We start from the raw sequence: 20039 nt of genomic DNA, 5'->3' as shown, positions 1-20039 counted from the left end.
TGAAATAAGAGTAGGGAGAGGAGGCAACAACAATGGGGAAAGAAGCAAACGAACAGTTTTTCCTTGACAAGTTAGTCAAATCCAAAGTTCATTTTGAACGGGCCCTTGATTGTAAGCACACGGAGTTTGATGACCTTTATCCCTATATGCTTGAACATCCTCAGTTCTTCTGGTATAAACGTTACGTCGCATGGTCGGAGCTTCTAACAGTAGTGAACCTGTGTGAAGAATTATCCTTCTCATGGAGAGAGCAGTTTACACCTCATCAGATAGAGTATGTTGAGCAACGGGTAATGTCGGCGAAGGTGCTTGATTTCTGGTTTGAGAAAAATGACAGTAAAGAGCACGCTTCACGTTAAGCAATATAAGGTTTTATCACGTAAATAACAACGTAAGACCTAAATGCGCGCATTTAGGTCTTTTTTTGTACAAATAATAGGGATGTATTGGAGGGGATACTCATGATAAGTGATGAGGAATTAAACCATTTGCGTGAATCAGGTGAGCGAATTCGTGTGGTGAGGGATGATCTGGAGAGTAATGATGTCATCGGCATTATTGTTGCCTGGAGCAGCGACCAGATTCTTGTTCGCCGGCGTAACCGCAGAGTCGTTAAGCTGGATCGAAATTATAGCATTCAGCTCTATTCAGAGCCCAGACAAAAACCGACCGAGCTGTAAGCTGCAGATCAGTCCAAAAATTACCTCGTCAAAGATCGGCATAGATATAGTCCAAGTGGAGAAAGTACCAATGATACGTCTATATAATTCTTTTGACGAAGGATGTGCTGATGTGACATTAATCAATAATAAGGTTCATGCGTATAAGGATCAAATCGGGCACTTGTCAGAGACGCTGCCGGATGTCCTGAAGTCCTATCATGATTTTACGGGAGAATGCTTTAAGGAAGGCGAGCTCGATTTGAAGACAAAACAGCTCGTTGCGCTCGGAATCGGCTTGTTCGCCAATAATGAAGTGTGCACCCTATATCATGTGCAAGAAGCGCTCTCCAAAGGGGCCAGCAAGCAAGAAATTATGGAGACGGTTGCCGTAGCTGCTGCGATCGGCGGTGGACATGCTTTATCTCAAGGCGTTATGCGTGTCCAAGCTGCATTGAACAACTAACAAATACCACCGAATCGATGCTCAACTCAAGTTTTTCTTGAGTCGCAGGCATAGATTGCGGTGGTTTTTATTATAAAATGAGGGGTATGCCTCCTAGATATATTTGCATCCGTTTATACAGCTCATCTTTATATATGGTCCATGGAATATGGATGTGAACGTGATGTCCCCGTATAGAAGCCAATGCCTGAATTTCACCATCGTATAAATTGACTCTGTTCAAATGTATATCCATTCGTCTAAATTCTTCCTCTACTTCTTCAAGCAATACAGCTACACGAGCGATGCCCGCCCGGATAATCTCCATATACAGCTCAGGGGTCTTCAAACCCGCATGGCTACTCATCACCTGAAGATCGCGGTTAAAAATTTTGATGACCATCAAGAGCTGAAGATAGCTCTTAATCAGTGTATGTTCTTCCGGTAGCATTTCCGATGTCATCAGGGTCCCTCCTTGTTTGCAAAAGCGAACTTATGTTCTTATTCTATGCTAATGAGCTTGGTTTTATCAACTTCATGCCTGCATTATTTATAAAAAATCTCACATAATTCGTCTTGTTTATTCAAATAATGTATATATCTTCAATAATTTAGCGCGAAGGACTGTTATAGCGATGACAATACGCAAGCAAAGAAGAAGAAGATTGAAAAAGAAAGTACTCTCTTCCTTTAAATGGGGAAGTTTGCGAATGATCGTGATAATGCTCACTGTAAGCATGGGATGTATCAATGTGGACGGATTTGCTGCACATGCTGAGCCTCTGAAGAAGGTAGCGATTATTATTGATGATTTGGGAAACGGGATGAAGGGGACACAAGAAATCATGAATTTACCGGAGAAGGTAAATGTCGCAATTATGCCGTTTCTGCCTACGACGAAAAAAGATGCTGAGCTTGCGCACCAAAAAGGGATTGATGTGCTCGTTCATATGCCGATGGAGCCGCATAGAGGCAGGAGGGAATGGCTCGGACCAGGAGCGATTACTTCAGATCTGTCAGATGAAGAGGTACGGAAAAGAGTAGAGGCTGCGATTGATAATGTGCCTCATGCCATTGGAATGAACAATCATATGGGCTCGAAAATTACGACAGATCGGCGTATTATGTCCATCGTGCTTGATGTATGTAAGGAAAGAGGTCTGTTCTTCGTCGACAGCAAAACAGATCATAAGTCCGTTGTGGCCGAATTGGCTGTACAGAAGGGGCTCCCGCCTGTAGAGAATCATATCTTCCTGGATGATCATCACTCGATTTCTCATATTACTGGACAGATGAAGCTCGCAGAACAAAAGCTGGAGACTCAGGACACCTGTGTAATGATCGGTCACGTAGGAACGCAAGGTCATTTGACAGCAGGTGTGATCCGAGACTCCATTAATCGCTGGTCTGGTCAGATTGAAACCATGAGTATCAGTGAGATGGTCAAGCAGGTCTGGCAATGGACTCCAGAATCTACATTACCGACAAGTAATAAATAATGCCTGAGCTAATCGCTTGGGCAATCTTCTTTTGACCTGCTTTGCTGCTTAGGACAGAGCGGTCTTCAGGATTGCTGATGAATCCGGCTTCCACAATAACAGAGGGTTTATTCACATGATTAAGCAGGTAAAAGGGCTTGCCCCATTCAACTTGCCGATTGGTATCATACATCTCGTTCAGTGATTGCTGGATAGAATCTGCTAGCATATAGCTTCTTGCTTCCTGCTGATGCAGCACAATGGGTCCATGGGTGCGAGATTTCTTGCTCCAATTGACATGGATGCTCACAATCGAATCGGAAGGCACATGATCACTGAGGCCCTTGCGCTGTGCCAGATCTCTCATATGGCGTGAATGACTCCGCAGCCAATGATTATCATCACTCAGCGCATAATCATCGTCCCGATTAAGCACAACAGGATAGCCTTTACTTTTAAGAATCATGAATATTTTTTGTGAAATGGCAAGGTTAATATCCTTCTCCAGCAGATCCTCAGCAGAGGTTCCTCCATCAATGCCGCCGTGACCGGCGTCGATGATAATAACAGGATGGCGAAACAAGTGATTTGATATTTCTGGCTCCTTGCTATGTGTCGGTTCCGCAGCCGCTAATGATGATTCCTGGAGCAGCAAAATACATAAGATCGCAAGCAGAATGGACGATTTGCTAAATGTAATCACGCGGCTTTCCCCCCTTCCTGGCATATGAATAGACTGTGCAGATTTATGGGTTTCATTCAGGTATGAATGATTTGCATATGTTTAATCCGGGTTATTCCCGTACACACTAATATAGAGAAGCTTCGAATACACAATCATGTGGAAGGATGGAACAGGTCAATGGCCAAGGGAGATGAGCTTGTAAGATATATTACTGAGCAGGTTGTCGTATATATAGGAACACCAAAGGAAGAGCGGAAATACAAAAGGAACAAAGTGAAGGAACCGTGGCATATGAAATGGTTTGGCATGATGCCCATGGGCGTATCAATGTGGGTGAAGGATATCAAAAAACCAGTTAAGCGGAAAAAGATGGACATGGACTCGAAATGATAAAAAACAGCGCTTAGATTGAACTGCACCTCCATTGATAAATGGTCAAATGGAGTTTACAGTTCAGATTTCGGCGCTGTTTTTTTCATTCTTCATTATGTTGTGCAGGTACATAAAACGAGCCACATCCGAGCAGCTTATCTATTGGAATATAACGTATTTGTGCTGAGGAAGTTCCCGTTCGAGCGAAGGTTAGAGCTTCATCTGATTGCTTGATATTCCAGGAGTGATACCCTGTAATTGCCAGTGGTCCACTATACCACATATTTTGCTTGTGCGCAGAAAATACAAGCCGCTCATGGCGATCGAGCTGTTTCATTAGCCCTGCAGCATTGTGTATCATTAATGGATCAGAGACCAGCCACAGCAAATTAGAAGATGGGTTGAAGGGAATTGAGGCAAGCTCCAATTTGCCAGGCTGATCTTCAGGCTGAATGCCTTCGAGGCTCTTGCTGATCGTAATTGGGGAGGATGCATAGGAGACAAAGTCTGGAAGCTGATCTCCATTCGATGCATCGATATGAATGGAATGCCCATCATGGTCTGTTACTTGCCAATAGGCGAGTGTACCATTGTATTTCATGAACCGTGAATCATGCATGTCTGTTGAAGATGTCATATCTTTGGGATAGAGCAGAGAGCTGAACAATGGAGTGCTGCCTGTACCATATTCGGTAACAGCATAACCACTGGATCCGGTGGCTGTTATAATAAGATAACCTACCGGCTCAGCCGATTGAAGAATATGTACGATATAACCGTGTGTTCCTGGACCCAAGGGCATGATGAGCAGTTCCGCATTGGCAAACGAGCTGAACTCTAGTTCCAACGAGAGCTTGGACAATGTGTCCTGTGCCAGTTGTTCGACTGCAGCTGGAATGTTCATATACTGCTGAGCTGTGAGCTGGGCTGAAGCATAGAGAGGTGGAACATTCGTCATAGAGCATGAGATGATAAAGCTGGATACTACCAGAGTCATACGTTGTAATATACGTTTCATCAACGTTATAATACCCTCATTTCTTCGGATACTGTTATAGAAGCGGGTTAGAAGAATAAATAACAGCACCCGTTTTTCATAACCTAATTGTAATAATAAGGAAATAAAAAGGATGCTGTATGGTGTTATAAAATTACGCGGACAAGCACTTTTTTTGACGAAATAACCTATTTATTCAATTAATCCAGCACTTGAATCAATTTCATAAATCATAAAAGAGGTGAATTTTGATTGAAGCAGCCAAAGGTATTATGAAATTGATTCACTTTAGATGAAAAATACCGCAGCTGATCGTATTCACATGAATCTTGGGTTCATATTGCCATATCATCTCACTGCGTCTGGTATTGTACTGATCCTGTACAGCCTGTTTCTTCTCTTCTTCCTGCTCCTCTTTCAGCAGATCCTCATAATACATATCAACAACAGCCAGCTCTTCCTCAAGTCTTTGCTTCGCGGCATCTGCCCAGCTGTAATCGACAAGTTTTAATCTCGCATAGATGTGCTGCTCCAGCATTTCTCCTGCTGCTGCCAGCGGAATTCTGGATGCTTGTGCGTGCATATTCTCGGGAAGACGAGGACTGAGCTCCTTCTTACTAAGCACTTGACCAAAATTCTCGACAATTCTTCCCGTCATCAGGGATACACCAAGAAAATGAAGCTCTTCCTTACGCATATCACAGGAAAACTCAATCTTAAAGCAAACCCCAAGCCAAGGCTCATAGGATTTGGGGGTGGAGGCACTAATTTGGCGCTTGGAGGATTGCTCAAACAGGTTAACGTAAGCACCGCCTTCACGGGATGCCGTAAAAATCTGCTTTAGTCTCGAGCTTCCATAGGCGATGTTCTCGCGCAGCACTCTTCCTGGACCAATCTGAGGGAGGGCAGGGACGTGGCCAAAATAACGACCCAAGATGCTGTCTTTCCCTTCATTTGATACTTTTCCAGATGCTTTGGCAGTCTCAGCCTCAGCCTTCTTTTTGGCTGATTCCTCTGCCTGAAGGTGAGCTTCCGCATCAAATATAAATGTAAACGACATGGTTTCTGCAGGGGCACCGGTTCGGTCAACAAATCCCCAATAATAGGGACGGTTCGTCAGTGCTTTGTCTGCTTCAACGGACAGTTTCACGGTAACATGAGCAGGGGACTTTTCTAAGATTTGGCACTCCATCGCCTCCAGATAAGTTACAACATAGGAGTGAACCTCTTCTTTGGACATGGTCACTTCAGTAACCCCCCTTTGCCTACTGCTTTTTTGACGGGAGCAGTATCCTCCATATGTTCAACTTCCTGTTTAATCGAATTTAAGTTTTGTGAGAGCGACTGCATTTTATGATGAATCTCTTCATCACTGCTGGATTCCAGCATGATCTTGGTCAGGCTCTTCTCAAAGGATTCCTGCTTCTCAAATCGTTCGAGGATGACATCCAGACCGCCAATGACCATTTCGAACATGTTGATTTTTTCGTGAAGGAGATTCAGAATATGCTCCTCAATGGTTCCTAACGTTGCTAGATTATAAATTTTGACATCATTCTGCTGTCCTAAGCGGTGTACCCGGCCGATTCTCTGCTCTACACGCATAGGGTTCCATGGCAAATCGAAGTTGATCATGTTGTGACAGAACTGGAGATTGATGCCTTCGCCGCCAGCCTCTGTCGCAATCATAACCTGCACCCGTCCGCGGAACAGATCCATCATCCAGTCTTTTTTGCCGCGATTCATTCCGCCCCGGTAAGGTACAGCCGTCAGTCCGCGTTCACGGAAGTAATTGAGCAGATATTCCTGCGTAGCCCGGTACTCGGTAAAAACAATGACTTTCTCATTCATTTCTTTGATGAGCTCCATTGTTTTTTCCGCTTTTGTGTTAGACTTGATCGCTTTGATATTGGCTACCAAATCCCATATTCGATCTCTCCAGGGAGAGTCCGGCGGCAATTTTTTAGATAAATTGACAAGGGTGACGAATACAGCATCACGACTGCTGCAAACCTCTCTTTGAAGGGTGACCATAGAGAACATACTGCTCAAATTCCCACCCGCGGAATGGAACTGGTCCTTCACGAAAGACGTTACACCTTCATATAGTGCTTGCTCCTCAGGTGATAGTGTCAGATTAATATTCGTTACCTTACGCTTCGTAAACTGAACAGGACCTTCACCACGGCGGTTTCGAATCATGACTTTGGCGAGCTCGTCCTTCAATTGATCCTCGTTCTTGGCCAGCCGCTTATCCACTACAAAGTTGGCTGCGAAGTCACCTTGTCTTCCGAGCTGACCCGGCTTCAGCAGTGTAATCAAATTGAACAGCTCACTAAGGTCATTTTGTACCGGTGTTGCGGTTAGGAGCAGACAGTATTTTTTACGCAACTTGAGCATGAACTGATAGTTGGACGTTTTTTTGTTTTTTAGCTTATGCGCTTCATCAATAATGATCATGTCATAATCATTGCTTAACAGAATCTCTTGATGTGGATCTCGCTTGGCCGTATCAATCGACGCAACGACAACATCGTTTTGCCACGAATACGCTTTCTTTTGGGCAACGGCAGGTATTCCGAATTTGGAATTTAATTCTCTGACCCACTGCAGTACGAGTGACGCTGGAACCAAGATTAGAACTTTGGAGACGAGTCCCCGAATCATATATTCTTTTAAGATCAGACCTGCTTCGATCGTTTTTCCGAGTCCTACTTCATCTGCCAAAATCGCTCTCCCTGACATTTCAAAGAGTACTTTGCGCGCAGTATCAATTTGATGGGGAAGAGGGGTCAGATCGTGCAAATGCTTCAGGCATTGGATATCATCGAAGCTGGGGACCAGCGATACCTCTTCGGCTTTTACAGCAAGCTCAAATAGACGGTAATCTCCCCAAGGTCCTCCTTTGTTAAGGCGTGTATTGAGTTCTGAAAGCCAATTCTGATTAAAGTGAACAGGAATCGGCAGCGAATGTGCTGCTTGTTGAGATGGACTTGCAGTTTGTTTTCTATTCATTTTAACGAAGCTAGCCTCCCCCGTTATATGTTTAGCTGATTTGCACTTTTCATAGTATGTACGAAAGAGAGGATATTCATAACTGAGATCAAGGTAACGCTAGAAATCATGCTGTGGCTTCGTACTGTGACGGGCCTTTTTTGTGATAGCTTGTTTGAAACAAAGTGGAATTTTCATTGCATATTTTCATTATGTCATCTTATAATGTTATGAAATGGTTTTCCCATCCTACGAAAATGGTAAAAGGGGCTATGCTTAACTTGGAAAAAGCAGCTATAAATCAGATCGTTTCAGAACTATTGTTACGCTCGGGCAGCAGTGCTGCCGTTACTATAGAGACATACTTCCCCGGTGGACGCCTGATCGGTGGAAAATATAGCTTGAATGCTCATTGCATCACAATGTACACCGAAGTGATTAAACAGCAGTGCCAGCAATTGTTTGGCTCGAGTGAACGAGTATATGATTATTTCAAGGTCGTGCTGGCTCATGAACTAGGTCATGCCGCAGATGTTTATTTGGCTTCGCTGAGCAGAGAATTAGATCTTGCTGACGATGTACAAGGCAGGCAAATTGCGCTTCGAATTGAAGAGAATGCTTGGGAGAACGGACTGAAATGGATTGAGGATATTGAACCTGGATTTATCAACATCATATTAGAGCAATCACTGGCCGCGTATCGTCAAGATGTTCAATATGAAAGTGCTTAAACTTGACTTCGGGCAGGCGCGTATACATAATGGCTTCATACTATATAATTGTATATAATGATTAGCCATCATGAAGGATTTGTTCGTGCAGCAAGTAGGAGGGAAACACGTGAACACACACAAACAGGAATCATTAATTCAACATCATGTGAATTTATCATCTTATTCAACTTATGAGATTGGTGGCAAGGCAAAGTACTTGGCCGCCCCTGAAACCATTGAAGAGTTAAAGACGGTTCTGGAATATGCAAGACAAGAGAAGCTGACTCCATTCTTATTCGGAATGGGCTCCAACATTTTATTTCCGGACGAACCGAAGGATCAAATGTTATTTATCAGCCTGAAAGAGCTGAGAGAAATGAAGATTGACGATAAAGGCTGGTTTGTATCTGCAGGCATACCGATGTCGCATCTTGCCTTGATTGGATTATCTTCAGGCACTTCAGATTATGATTTCTGTTTCTTGCTTCCGGGTACACTGGGCGCGGGAATTTATATGAATGCCAAATATTACAACCGGCAAATTTGTGATATTCTGGATACCGCTTTATACATTGATATGAACGATCCGGAGTTCAAGGTACAATCCATACATGTGGATACCTGTGATTACAGCTATAAGAATTCGATCTTTATGAAAAATAACTGGATCATCGTCGGCGGCTACTTAAAACATCCTGATTATGAGGCACTTGCCAAAGGAATGAAGGAAATATCCAGACTTGAGAAGATCGTTGAATATAAAAATCCGTCACAGCTGCCCAATTTCTTCAAGTATTATACAACGCTTGCGAAGACATGGGCGGAGGAGAATAACGGAGTAGTGCCAGAATCGTTTGATAATGTCGTAAAGGACCGGGGAAGCAAATTTCACTTTGACTATCCTTCTTGCGGCTCGGTATTCAAGAATAACTACGACTTTGGGGAGCCAATGGGCAAGGTTGTAGATCGCTTGAACATGAGAGGGACAGTTTACGGCGGAGCATCCATATCCGCTTGGCATGGAAATATGATTGTAAACCAAGGTAAGGCGAAGGCAAAGGACATCATCTACTTGGTTGAGCAGATTAAACATTCCGTTAACGAAGCCTTTGGGTTTGTGCCAGAGGAAGAGCTTATAATTGTGGACAGCAAATCATAAGTGAATGTGCAGCTTGCATGGATACTCAATTTGTTTGAGACCATGCAAGCTTTTTTATTATGCCTACATCGATTTCAAGTATTCTCATAGGGCCTCACATAAACGACTTGATCTTTGCAGGGAATTCGACTTCCATCTGAACCTGTAATTCAAGCTGTCTGATAACTTTACTCAAGCGCTTGGCCTCCAAGTCCTTTAATATCTCTAAAGAGGAGTATTGCGATGAGGCCAGCTCTTGCAGCAGCACAGATAATTGATAGGCATCTTCAAGCGCTGCATTCACTCCGAAAGCGCCCGTTGGAGTCATTGTGTGTGCAGCATCACCAATCAGCACAATGTTATGCTTGGTCCAGGTTTCACTTAAACTGCTGAACACCGGGAGTAACACGAAGTCGCTCCAGGAATGTATATTCGCCGATACACTCTGTGCAAGCGCAGGGAAAGCAGCAGTAAGTCGACCGATGTAAGGGGCAAAGCTTCCTTTACGTATCTCAGGATAGCTCCCTTGAGCGATATTCCAGCCGATCTGTACGTAACCGTCTGTTTGCGAGAACAAAGCGAGCTGCTGTTCATCGATGAGTGCCATTCGTGTAGCTGGAATCCAGTCTGAGGGCTCAGGGATTCGTGCCCATAATACATCAAATGGTCTTAGCTTGATTCCCGGCTCAATCCCTGCCTTGTTCCGGACATGGGAAGCTCTGCCGTCTGCGCCTACGATAATTCGGCAATGGATTGAAGTCATTTGCCCTTGAATTTGTGCAGTAATCCCGATAATTTGATCGTCAGAATCTACAATATAATCCTTGAAGGCCGCACCAGTGTACATCTTCAAATGTGGAAAGGCTCCTGCCTTATGAAGAATGGCTTGTAACAAATGGTCTTGCGGCACATGGATTCCTTTGTGTACTTCGTCATCGGTTGCTGCGATTTGATGAATGATATTACCACTGTGCCAATATTCAACGGTTTGAAGGGGAAGAAGTCCCAAGGACTCAATTTCTTGATAAACATTCGCCTTTTTAAGTAGGGACTCACCGTCTGTATTAATCAGTTCGCCGCGAAACCGCTTATGGATGGTGGATTGCCTTTCTAACAGGATGACGGATATTCCTTGTTTCACCAGCAAATAAGCAAGAAAGCTTCCAGCCGGTCCAGCACCGACGATGCAGACCTCTGTGTACATATTCATAAACTTTCACCTGATATCAATATATTATAGTTACTGACTTATTAATAGTAACTTATGTTATACTACTATAAATTAAAATGGTCTAGTCGGCAATCCTTTTAAGGATATACTCAAAAAAGGATATTGTTCTACTGGGGATTAATTTCTATTTCTACTCAGATAGGATATGATAGGCATAGAACTATTGGGGAAAAGGAAGTGAGTAGTCATCATGTCACTTGAAGAAGAACTTCAAGCACAAGAATTGGAAGCCTTTGATCATTTTCTGACGACATTTGTGCGTTATAAGAATAAAGTGTATGCCCAGCATCAAAAAGACCTGAATCACAAGCTTAATGCAACGAAAATACAAATCATTTATATGCTGTCTCGTGAGCGGTTAATGGCAGTTGACATTGCCAAGAGACTTCAGCTGTCGTCAGGAGCGACAACCATCGTGCTTAATCAGTTGGAGACGGATGGTTATATCATGCGGGAACGGAGTGCTGAGGACAGAAGAATCGTTTGGTTATCTTTAACGGAAGAGGGAGCATCAACAGCGGATACGCTGCGTGCCAATCGCAGACATTTCAATGAGGAGCTGCTTGGCTTGTTAACACAGGAGGAACGCAGTCAATTCCTGGATATTGTGAAGAAGATTGATCTCCGAATGATGGATGTCTTGAAATAACAAAGCGGCTGAACTCTTGAGGCGTCATAAGCCTCAAGGGTTCTTTGTCATTACTGGTATCTATAGCCGGAATCTTTCAATATGCTCATCGAGCTGTTCTTTTTGCAGAATTTCTTTCTGCTTCGGACCTAAAAGATCGAAATGCGGAAAAGGATTGCGCTGATGAATGTATTTTGGATTCAGACCATGTTCGATACACCAGCTCCGTAATCGTTTGAGATCTGAACAGCCCACCTTGGTGACACTTGTAATGCCCGGAAAGCGCGGATCAATCCAATAGTGGGTTAGATAAGCCAGCTTCCCGGATTTCACCTCATGCTTCCATTTCTCAAGCTCCTGCCGTGATATGCCAAACGCCATTTTAGCTTCATCCTTATCTGTGAGTGATTACGAATTGTATTTTACTCTAAAAAAGAAAAGACGTGAATGTCCAATCCCCATAATACGAACAATAGGCTTTAAGTGACGAGAAGGGAATGATGGCATTTTGGAAGTCTTTATTACGATTTTGATCTTATTGATTATTATTGGCTTATCTAATATCTTGAATCGATTTATTCCATTTATTCCGGTTCCGCTGATCCAGATTGCACTTGGGGGCGTATTTGAGTTCGTTCCCGTTGGAGTCCATTTGGATTTAAATCCGGAAGTATTTTTTGTCCTCTTTATTGCACCTCTCTTATATAATGACGGCCGCAAAACACCAAGAGCAGAATTATGGAAGCTTCGAAAGCCAATTCTCTTATTGGCCCTTGGGCTGGTTTTTTTAACTGTACTTGTTGCCGGATACGGCATACATATGCTGATCCCAAGTATCCCGTTACCGGCAGCCTTTGCTCTTGCGGCTATTCTGTCACCGACCGATGCAGTGGCCGTGGGGGCGATGGCGGAGCGCGTGCATCTGCCCAAAAATATACTTCGAACACTCGAAGGCGAAGCACTGATGAATGATGCATCAGGTCTCGTTGCTTTTAAATTTGCGATTGCAGCTACAGTAACGGGCATATTCTCCCTGACGGAAGCGACGTTCAGCTTTTTTGTTATTGCAATAGGGGGACTCTTTATTGGGGCTGTGATGTCCTTTTTGTTCCGCAAGCTCGGTATGCTGCTGCGAAGATGGGGAATGGAAGATGTAACGGTCCATATGCTGATTCAGATCATAACTCCATTTATCATTTATTTGACGGCGGAGCATCTGGAATTTTCCGGAATTCTGGCGGTTGTGGCTGGAGGGATCATTCATGCGATTGACCGTGATCGAGCTGAAACACTTCAGCCCAAGATGCAGGTGGTGGCCGAGAGTACGTGGTCTGTGATGGTCTACATATTAAACGGATTAGTATTTGTTATTTTGGGGCTGCAGCTGCCTCTCGTGCTGGGTGCAATATGGGACAATCCGGTATTTGATCATATGGATGTATTATTCTATGTCTTTGTCATAACGCTGCTTCTCTTGGTCCTGCGTTTCTTGTGGGTGTATGCCTTAGAACTGTTCGAGTGGAAAAAGGACAGGCAAGACAAACCGGTATTCAGGAACATGGCGCTGATTACGGTCTCAGGAGTTAGAGGCGCCGTAACCCTTGCAGGGGCATTTTCAATCCCTTATGTGCTGGCAGATGGAGCCCCTTTTCCTCAGCGTGATCTGATTATCTTTTTATCGGCTGGTGTTATACTTCTCACCTTAATTCTGGCGAGCCTCTTATTGCCGATCATCGCCAAAAAAGAAGAAGGTGAAGACAAAGAAGTTCTAAAAGTACGGGCTCTAGCCAAAATGTTCCATACATCCATTCAAGCGGTCAAATTGGAAGCGGATGAGGATACCAAGCCGGCTGCACTATCTGTTATAGCGGAGCTGAATCATTGTTTGTCCCGGTACTCTGCAGGAAGTTACGGAATGACCGCTACCGAGCTTCAGAAACAGGAGCTTGAGGTTCGATTGAGAGCACTCCAGGCAGAGAGGAAAGAAATCATTCACTTGATGAATAAAGGGATGGTGTCTGATGAAGCAGGCATGTTTTTCTTGAAAGTGCTCGATCGACGGGAGATCCGCATGTCCAATCGGTTTAAAGCACAGCTGTGGTCGTCCCTGCGCAGCATCGGCAGAGTTGTGGCCCGCTTCTTCGCTATAGAAAGATCTGAAGCGGCTGCTCCCATGAAGGACTGGGCCGAGGCTGCCCGAAATCTGCGGATTCATACCAGCGTGAGAGCAATCGAAGCACTGCGTGCACATATGAATGAGACAAACCGAGCAGCTTCGATCAGGGTGATCTCTCAATATGAACGGCTACTGAGCAGGTTAGAGCAAGGAAGCAGTGAGCTGGATGATAACGCTTTTAACGAGAAGAAAATGGAGCTTCACATGAAGGCGGTTCAAGAGCAGCGAAATACAGTTCAGGAAATGTTTGAAAATGGAATGATTAACCGAAGCATGGCAGCGATCTTGAGACAATATGTGAATCAGCTGGAATCACACCTGCTTCGTGAGGAGTAGCTGCTGGATACCGGGTTATATATTTCTTGAGCATAAGAGATAATAAGACAAAAATTGATTACAGTACTAGAAGAGGTATGGGATGAATCTTATCGGATTTAAAATAGCAGTGGCAGCAGCAGCCTTCATGCATCTCGTTTATCCCATGATGAACCACAGCACAGCTCCTGTTGTTAAAGACCGTGCCTATTATGAAGCAAGAGGAGAGATCGTCTGGGAAGCCCCGATCAAGGAGAAGCTGATTGCGTTAACCTTCGATGATGGTCCGGATCGAAACGAAACGGCTCAAATTCTGGATATTCTGAAAAAGCATAAAGCAAAAGCGACTTTTTTTGTGTTGGGCAAATGGGCGAAAGAAAGACCAGAGCTGATTGCCAGAGAAATTGCCGAAGGACATGAGGTAGGCAATCACACCTTTTATCATACCTTTGGAGACCAGATCCAGGATGAGGATTCGTATTTTAAGGAGCTTGCAGATGCGGATCAAGCCATTGAGGATGCGGGCGGTGTCAGACCCACGCTTTTTCGGCCTCCTGGAGGAGTGTACAATGATGTTGTGGTAAAAAGCGCTCAAGCGAGAGGGTACTCGATCGTTCTATGGTCTTGGCATCAGGATACGGGGGATTGGAACCGTCCGGGAAAACAGCGTATTATTAACAAGGTGCTGCGAAATGCTCGAAATGGAGACATCGTGCTATTCCATGATAATGTTCACGGCAAGAGTCAGACGATTGAAGCATTAGAGCATATTTTGCCTGAGCTTATGAAGCAGGGTTACAGATTTGTTACGGTATCCGAGCTGCTGGAGGCCAAGCAAAGAGAAGTGATGGAGCTTCCTTAAAGCGCTTAATGAGTGACATTAGGGAGAGGGAAGGGGAATCTCAAATGAATGGTAATCATCGTGCAGACATCAAGCCAGGTCTTGAAGTCGATATTGTGTTAAAGCAGGATCAGAGAACAGGCAAGCTCACCAGGGGAACGGTAAAGGATATTTTGACGAATTCACCAAATCATCCGCATGGTATTAAAGTTCGCCTGCAAAGTGGAGAAGTAGGCAGAGTTAAACATATCATTCAGCCGTAATACCTCATTTCTGCAGGATGTAGAAGTGAATGGATCACCGGATCGTCCAATCCTGACGGAGTCTTTAAGCATAAACTGCTATATGTCTAATTTAATGATGACCAAAAGACATATAAGGGGGAATGCGGCTCTTGGGCACAGATGAACAATTTAATGACATGGACGTACAGGAATATGATGCCGTGTTTAGTCTTGGATCCAATTGCCAGACTGCGTATCAGCTGAGAAGATTATCGCTTCGCCGGGAAGCAGGTCCACTCGACTGGTTTGTATCCAAAAACATTGATCAGCTCATCAGATTGATAGACGCCAGGTTTGCAGGTTTTATGGACTTAGGCAATCTGGAGAAGATAAGTGCATTTAGGACTTGCTACTGTGTGCGCGACACAAGATATGGAATTTTGTCCTATCATGATTTCCCTATTACCGAGAAGGAAGCGGATTGGGCACTGGCATATCCTGAATTCAAGTCTAAGCTATGTCGGAGGACGGAGCGAATGCTGCAGGCATGGGAGACAGGGGAGAGGCTCTTGTTTGTTCGTGTCAATGGTGGACAAGATGATGGTGATCGACTGTATTATAGTCTAAAAAAACAAGTCAAGCATTTCTTTGATCTGATCATTATAGATACGCTTGCCGATGAGAATGCACCTGTGTCCAGTTGGGCCGAACCTTCTGGATGCATCAGGTATTCCATTCCAAAGGGTAAGGACTGGCGTGGATCTGATGGGGCATGGAATAAGCTTCTCGAGTCCATTAGGCTAAGACATCGACTTAGCGATTAAATTAAATAAGAGCCGTGATGTGCACGAGGATGAAGTACTCGCTGTCAATTAGACAGAAGTACTTCATTGCACAAAAGCGGCTCTTTTTGTCGTCACATGAGGTTAATTCAGCTATAAGCTTCTACATGAGCAGAATCGCAACAATGGTTGCAGCGGTCAGTCCGCTAATAACAGGAATTAAATTACGTCTTGCAAGCTCAAATGGGCTGACGTTGCAGATCGCAGCAGCAGGAATCAGTGCCCATGGAATCAGTGTACCTCCGCCAATCCATATGGCAGCAATCTGACCAAGTGCCGTGAGCATAGGAGTCGAGCCAATGGATGCAGAGAACATCTGAGCAATCGAGCCAACAAGGGATATACCGGAGAATCCAGATCCATCCATCCCTGTTATCGCCCCGACGATGGTCATGCTGATCGCACTGACAGCTTCATTTATCGGGACCACATGTGCGAGTGCGAGGCCCAGGTCGTTCACGATCCCATGCGAACCTTCAGGCAGGGGGTTAGAAAATAATGCGGTGAGAGCCGCGTCCCCCAGATAAAAAAAGGCAGCGATGGGGATTACAGGACCAAACACCTTAAAGCCAAACTGAAATCCTTTAATCAAATAATCTGTCGTTTCCTCGAGCCCTTTATTTCGGTGGGCAATCATCGTAACCAGGATTAGGATTACAATAGCTGTACCACCGATAAGGGCTGTTGCATCTCCACCTTGCAGGTTCATAAGGTACATGGCCGCCAGGTCAAGTACAAAGAGCAATGGGATGGTATAAGCGATAATCCGTTTGGTCCGAAGAGGAATTTGGATGTCATTTGCTGGGGACAGATCAGAGGGTGATGCTGGTTGAGAAGTGGCTGATTCCTTGGTAATGGTACCGCGGCGCATATCTCTGCGGAGCATGATGTAGGCTGTGAGGGTAGCAACGAGGCCTGTCGTGATAACTAGGGGGATACTGGCGGTCACAACATCAGAGACGGGGATTCCGGCAGCGTCTGCCGTTAATTTAGGTGCACCCTGGATTACATAATCACCTGACAAAGCAATACCGTGTCCGAACAAATTCATGGCCATAGCTGTGCCAATCGCCGGAAGGCCGACTCTTCCCGCTACGGGAAGCATGACAGCTCCGATAAGAGCGACGCCGGGAGACGGCCAGAAGAAGAAGGAAACGATCATCATAATAATGCCGATTCCCCAGAAGGCGAGAGCCGGTGTCCTCAGCAGCTTGGTTAAAGGTGCTACCATAATTTCATTGATCCCGGTGCGGATGAGTACTCGGCTCATGGCTACAACGATCGAAATGATGAATATGGTGCTGATCAGTTCCTTCGCAGCGTAGATGAAGCTCCCGAAGATCCCGGAAACGGAGGTTACGATGCTGTCCGAGGCGAGAAAACCTAAGGCAATAATACCCAAAATACAGATGACACTCGTATCCCGTCTGCGTATCAATAAGATCATAATAAAGATAATGAATGATAAATATACGTAATGGAGCGGTAATAGATGAATGTCCATAATGCTTCACCCTCTCGTACGATACCAAGTATGCTTGTGTTGTATCGTATGCTGCTGCCAAGGCGGGTGTTCTCCTACTTTTTCTAACAGCATAGAATGTAAGGTCACAAATAACGAGTGCACACAGGGAAACGAGGGGTTAGTCTAATGAAGCATTCTTCACAAGAAATCATGAATAAGACGGAACGTTTTGGAGCCCACAACTATCATCCGTTGCCTATCGTTATCCAACAAGCTGAGGGTGTATGGATAACAGATCCAGATGGGCATCGCTATATGGATATGCTGAGCGGTTATTCCGCATTGAACCAGGGGCATCGTCACCCCCGTATTATTGCTGCTCTAAAACAGCAAGCCGATGAAGTCACCCTTACATCCCGGGCGTTCTATAACGCGCCTTTGGCAGAGCTTATGGAGCTATTAAGCGGACTTACGGGGAAGCAAATGATCTTACCGATGAATACGGGAGCAGAGGCGGTCGAAACGGCTGTAAAAGCAGCAAGACGCTGGGGATACGAAGCAAAGGGAATTCCTTATAATCAGGCAGAGATTATTGTCTGTGAAGGGAATTTCCATGGAAGAACGACGACGATCACTTCCTTTTCCTCCGATCCTTATTATCAAAAAGGCTTTGGACCATTTACACCGGGTTTCCGGATCATACCTTATGGTGACATTACTGCATTAGCGTCTGCCATCCATCAGAATACGGCTGCGTTCTTGGTTGAACCTATTCAAGGGGAAGCTGGAATCCAGATTCCTCCAGAAGGGTATTTGACAGAGGTTCGCAAGCTGTGCAGTGAGAAGAATATTCTTCTCATGGCAGATGAAATACAGACCGGATTCGGAAGAACAGGGCGAAGATTCGCATGCGACTGGGAAAAGGTCGTCCCGGATATCTATATTATGGGGAAGGCGCTTGGCGGAGGTGTGCTGCCTGTGTCGGCTGTAGCGGCGGATGAATCGATTCTTGGCTTATTCGAACCAGGTTCACATGGTTCAACCTTCGGAGGAAATCCGCTTGCGAGCCGGGTTGCTATTGAAGCACTTAAGGTAACAGAAGAAGAGAAGCTCGCGGACCGTTCTTTTGTGCTTGGAAATCGAATGCTTCACAGACTGAAGCAGATCACCTCCAAAGATATTAAAGAGGTGAGGGGAAGGGGCCTGTTCATTGGAATTGAATTAAGAACACCTGCCCGGCCCTATTGTGAGCGGATGATGCAGCAAGGATTGCTATGCAAGGAAACGCATGATACCGTCATTCGGTTTGCTCCCCCGCTGATCATTACGGATCAGGAACTGGAATGGGCAATCCAGCGTATAGAGCAAGTGTTTACGTAATATTTATGATGGTTAACTGACATGGTTTGACCCATGACGACAGCATGGAGAATCGTACAGAATAGTGACGATTCTCTGCTTCTATCCAGCATTAGGGTTCGACAACTACATTCGGGTATTCCGGGGGAATTATATTTTTTTCGACTCATTTAACCTTTTTCTGTGGAGATCTGCTCATATTCACCATTGAATTGGATTCAGCTATGACTTCATTGTAACTGCTGAGCAGTTGATCAAATATAGGAACCCAGGAGCGATTCAGGCAGTACTCTCTCCCTGCTTCCCCCAAGCTCTTGCTCAGATGAGGATGATCATATAGACGGATGATTGAGTTCACCATCGAAGAAGGTTCTTCCGGCGGGCACAATATGCCCGTCTTTTCATGTGTAATGATATCAAGCACGCCGCCTGCGCCGGCTGCAATAACGGGGAGACCGCTGGCCATCGCTTCAAGAATAACATTGCCAAATGTCTCCGTAGATGAAGGGAATACGAATAAATCAGACATGGAGTAGATATCTCGAAGCTCATTTCCTCGCAAATATCCCAGCCACTGGATGTGTTCCTCTGAAAGGTTGTGGGGTACGGAGGGAGAATGACCATACAGGGGACCATCCCCTGCAATGAGGAGCCGGGACTTATCTAGGATACGGGAGGGGAGAGAAGCAAAGCTGTTGATTAGGTGTTCGATATTTTTTTCTGGAGCCAGTCGTCCGACATACAGCATATAGGTCAGCTCCGGATCCAATCCACGGTTACGAAGAAGACTTGCGCGTTCCTCGGCAGACACCGCTGGCCGAAACTGTTGTGCATCAATTCCACGGCTCCAAATACCTACATGCTTCATTCCTTTTTCCTCAAGCTTGAGCTTCGTTGACTCCGAAGGTGCATAGATCCGTTTACAGTTCCGATGAAACCACTGCATGTATTTCCACAGTGCCTGCTCCATCCAAGCTAGCTTGTAATGCTTCAAATATTGATCAAAGTGGGTATGGTAGGATGCCACAAGAGGTACTCCGTGCTTGGCAGCATATCCTGCTCCGAGCAGACCTATAGCGGCTGGAGTAGCGACATGAATCAGTGTGGGCTGAAAATTGTGGAGGATTCGCTCTGTTCGCATACGACCGGGCAGAGCCAGCTTACATTCTGGATAGAAGATCAGAGGAAGACTGAAGAATCGCTCAACATGTCCGCCTTCTGTATTCACTAGGCTTCCATACTGGGGAGCGAACACAAGGACAGGAATCGAGCGTGCACGTAAATATTCGACCCATTTGCCAAGTGTATTTGCCACTCCATTAACCTCGGGTAAAAATGTGTCCGTAAATATAGCAATCCGCATCTCGATCCGCCTCCCAATCATTATTCCTCTATATCGTACAGTGGGATCCAGCGGGATATGTCTGTTCTCGGCCGTTTTAACACAAATCGCGATAAAGCAGAGTCAAGTTAATTT

The 20039-nt window shown here is 45.0% G+C and carries 22 protein-coding genes; 13 read left to right on the top strand and 9 right to left on the bottom strand.

All coding sequences use genetic code 11. The features are described 5' to 3' along the window. The first annotated feature begins 32 nt into the window (after nucleotides 1-32). The 3 genes from BLW49_RS02985 (at nucleotide 33) to BLW49_RS02975 (ending at nucleotide 1125) form a co-directional block, all read left to right on the top strand. Nucleotides 33-359, top strand: a complete 327-nt coding sequence (locus BLW49_RS02985; RefSeq protein ID WP_090723083.1) for a hypothetical protein — start codon at nucleotides 33-35, stop codon at nucleotides 357-359. A 102-nt stretch (nucleotides 360-461) separates the two neighbouring features. Next, a complete protein-coding gene (locus tag BLW49_RS02980) occupies nucleotides 462-680 on the top strand; it encodes a hypothetical protein (protein WP_076311324.1) in 219 nt (72 codons plus the stop codon). Nucleotides 681-750: 70 nt separating this feature from the next. Continuing rightward, complete coding sequence (locus tag BLW49_RS02975) at nucleotides 751-1125, top strand: carboxymuconolactone decarboxylase family protein (protein ID WP_371264511.1); 375 nt, start codon at nucleotides 751-753, stop codon at nucleotides 1123-1125. A 70-nt stretch (nucleotides 1126-1195) separates the two neighbouring features. Here BLW49_RS02975 and BLW49_RS02970 read toward each other — a convergent pair whose 3' ends face one another. Further along, a complete protein-coding gene (locus BLW49_RS02970) occupies nucleotides 1196-1567 on the bottom strand; it encodes a YhjD family protein (protein WP_076311323.1) in 372 nt (123 codons plus the stop codon). A gap of 247 nt (nucleotides 1568-1814) precedes the next feature. Between BLW49_RS02970 and BLW49_RS02965 the strand changes: the two genes are divergently transcribed. Then, a complete protein-coding gene (locus tag BLW49_RS02965) occupies nucleotides 1815-2603 on the top strand; it encodes a divergent polysaccharide deacetylase family protein (RefSeq protein ID WP_256209555.1) in 789 nt (262 codons plus the stop codon). On the opposite strand, the gene BLW49_RS02960 is transcribed toward BLW49_RS02965, so the two are convergent. Next, a complete protein-coding gene (locus tag BLW49_RS02960) occupies nucleotides 2578-3285 on the bottom strand; it encodes an N-acetylmuramoyl-L-alanine amidase family protein (protein WP_076311321.1) in 708 nt (235 codons plus the stop codon). The genes BLW49_RS02965 and BLW49_RS02960 overlap by 26 nt on opposite strands. Before the next feature lie 159 nt (nucleotides 3286-3444). Between BLW49_RS02960 and BLW49_RS02955 the strand changes: the two genes are divergently transcribed. Further along, a complete protein-coding gene (locus BLW49_RS02955; protein WP_076311320.1) occupies nucleotides 3445-3657 on the top strand; it encodes a YqzE family protein in 213 nt (70 codons plus the stop codon). A gap of 85 nt (nucleotides 3658-3742) precedes the next feature. Here the strand turns inward: BLW49_RS02955 and BLW49_RS02950 are convergent, their stop codons facing one another. From BLW49_RS02950 to BLW49_RS02940, 3 genes are all read right to left on the bottom strand, one after another. Further along, entirely contained in the window at nucleotides 3743-4657 is a 915-nt protein-coding gene (locus tag BLW49_RS02950) for a hypothetical protein (RefSeq protein WP_143042059.1), read from the bottom strand. A gap of 262 nt (nucleotides 4658-4919) precedes the next feature. Further along, nucleotides 4920-5882, bottom strand: a complete 963-nt coding sequence (locus BLW49_RS02945) for a YqhG family protein (RefSeq protein ID WP_076311318.1) — start codon at nucleotides 5880-5882, stop codon at nucleotides 4920-4922. Beyond that, a complete protein-coding gene (locus tag BLW49_RS02940; protein ID WP_076311317.1) occupies nucleotides 5879-7651 on the bottom strand; it encodes a DEAD/DEAH box helicase in 1773 nt (590 codons plus the stop codon). The genes BLW49_RS02945 and BLW49_RS02940 overlap by 4 nt, the downstream gene beginning before the upstream one ends. A gap of 260 nt (nucleotides 7652-7911) precedes the next feature. On the opposite strand from BLW49_RS02940, the gene BLW49_RS02935 reads away from it, so the two are divergent. Further along, a complete protein-coding gene (locus BLW49_RS02935) occupies nucleotides 7912-8361 on the top strand; it encodes a hypothetical protein (protein WP_090723810.1) in 450 nt (149 codons plus the stop codon). A gap of 109 nt (nucleotides 8362-8470) precedes the next feature. Continuing rightward, complete coding sequence (gene murB, locus BLW49_RS02930; protein WP_256209554.1) at nucleotides 8471-9502, top strand: UDP-N-acetylmuramate dehydrogenase; 1032 nt, start codon at nucleotides 8471-8473, stop codon at nucleotides 9500-9502. A 94-nt stretch (nucleotides 9503-9596) separates the two neighbouring features. On the opposite strand, the gene BLW49_RS02925 is transcribed toward murB, so the two are convergent. Continuing rightward, nucleotides 9597-10691 (bottom strand): FAD-dependent monooxygenase, encoded by a 1095-nt coding sequence (locus tag BLW49_RS02925; protein ID WP_090723076.1) that lies wholly within the window; start codon nucleotides 10689-10691, stop codon nucleotides 9597-9599. Between the two features lie 211 nt (nucleotides 10692-10902). Here BLW49_RS02925 and BLW49_RS02920 point away from each other — a divergent pair, with 211 nt between their 5' ends. Continuing rightward, the gene (locus tag BLW49_RS02920; protein ID WP_076311314.1) at nucleotides 10903-11361 is read left to right on the top strand and encodes a MarR family winged helix-turn-helix transcriptional regulator; all 459 of its coding nucleotides are present in this window, start codon (nucleotides 10903-10905) and stop codon (nucleotides 11359-11361) included. Nucleotides 11362-11421: 60 nt separating this feature from the next. On the opposite strand, the gene BLW49_RS02915 is transcribed toward BLW49_RS02920, so the two are convergent. Further along, nucleotides 11422-11721 carry a hypothetical protein gene (locus BLW49_RS02915; RefSeq protein WP_076311313.1) on the bottom strand — a complete coding sequence of 100 codons (300 nt, stop codon included), beginning with the start codon at nucleotides 11719-11721 and terminating at the stop codon, nucleotides 11422-11424. 127 nt (nucleotides 11722-11848) lie between these two features. On the opposite strand from BLW49_RS02915, the gene BLW49_RS02910 reads away from it, so the two are divergent. The 4 genes from BLW49_RS02910 (at nucleotide 11849) to BLW49_RS02895 (ending at nucleotide 15720) form a co-directional block, all read left to right on the top strand. Next, on the top strand, nucleotides 11849-13852 hold the full coding sequence (locus BLW49_RS02910; RefSeq protein WP_090723075.1) for a Na+/H+ antiporter: 2004 nt from the start codon (nucleotides 11849-11851) through the stop codon (nucleotides 13850-13852). An 82-nt stretch (nucleotides 13853-13934) separates the two neighbouring features. Beyond that, the gene (locus BLW49_RS02905) at nucleotides 13935-14693 is read left to right on the top strand and encodes a polysaccharide deacetylase family protein (RefSeq protein WP_090723073.1); all 759 of its coding nucleotides are present in this window, start codon (nucleotides 13935-13937) and stop codon (nucleotides 14691-14693) included. A 44-nt stretch (nucleotides 14694-14737) separates the two neighbouring features. Then, the gene (locus BLW49_RS02900; protein WP_076311311.1) at nucleotides 14738-14935 is read left to right on the top strand and encodes a YwbE family protein; all 198 of its coding nucleotides are present in this window, start codon (nucleotides 14738-14740) and stop codon (nucleotides 14933-14935) included. 131 nt (nucleotides 14936-15066) lie between these two features. Continuing rightward, complete coding sequence (locus tag BLW49_RS02895; protein WP_177178623.1) at nucleotides 15067-15720, top strand: DUF1796 family putative cysteine peptidase; 654 nt, start codon at nucleotides 15067-15069, stop codon at nucleotides 15718-15720. A 121-nt stretch (nucleotides 15721-15841) separates the two neighbouring features. On the opposite strand, the gene BLW49_RS02890 is transcribed toward BLW49_RS02895, so the two are convergent. Next, nucleotides 15842-17242 (bottom strand): hypothetical protein, encoded by a 1401-nt coding sequence (locus BLW49_RS02890; protein WP_090723070.1) that lies wholly within the window; start codon nucleotides 17240-17242, stop codon nucleotides 15842-15844. Between the two features lie 147 nt (nucleotides 17243-17389). On the opposite strand from BLW49_RS02890, the gene BLW49_RS02885 reads away from it, so the two are divergent. Continuing rightward, complete coding sequence (locus BLW49_RS02885; protein ID WP_090723069.1) at nucleotides 17390-18583, top strand: ornithine--oxo-acid transaminase; 1194 nt, start codon at nucleotides 17390-17392, stop codon at nucleotides 18581-18583. A gap of 145 nt (nucleotides 18584-18728) precedes the next feature. On the opposite strand, the gene BLW49_RS02880 is transcribed toward BLW49_RS02885, so the two are convergent. Then, nucleotides 18729-19925 carry a glycosyltransferase family 4 protein gene (locus tag BLW49_RS02880; protein ID WP_090723067.1) on the bottom strand — a complete coding sequence of 399 codons (1197 nt, stop codon included), beginning with the start codon at nucleotides 19923-19925 and terminating at the stop codon, nucleotides 18729-18731. Nucleotides 19926-20039 lie beyond the last annotated feature (114 nt).

It is taken from the genome of Paenibacillus sp. PDC88, assembly GCF_900106725.1.
GTDB lineage: Bacteria > Bacillota > Bacilli > Paenibacillales > Paenibacillaceae > Paenibacillus > Paenibacillus shunpengii.
The sequence above is the reverse complement of the archived record's forward strand: the minus strand, read 5'-3'. Positions and strand labels throughout refer to the sequence as shown.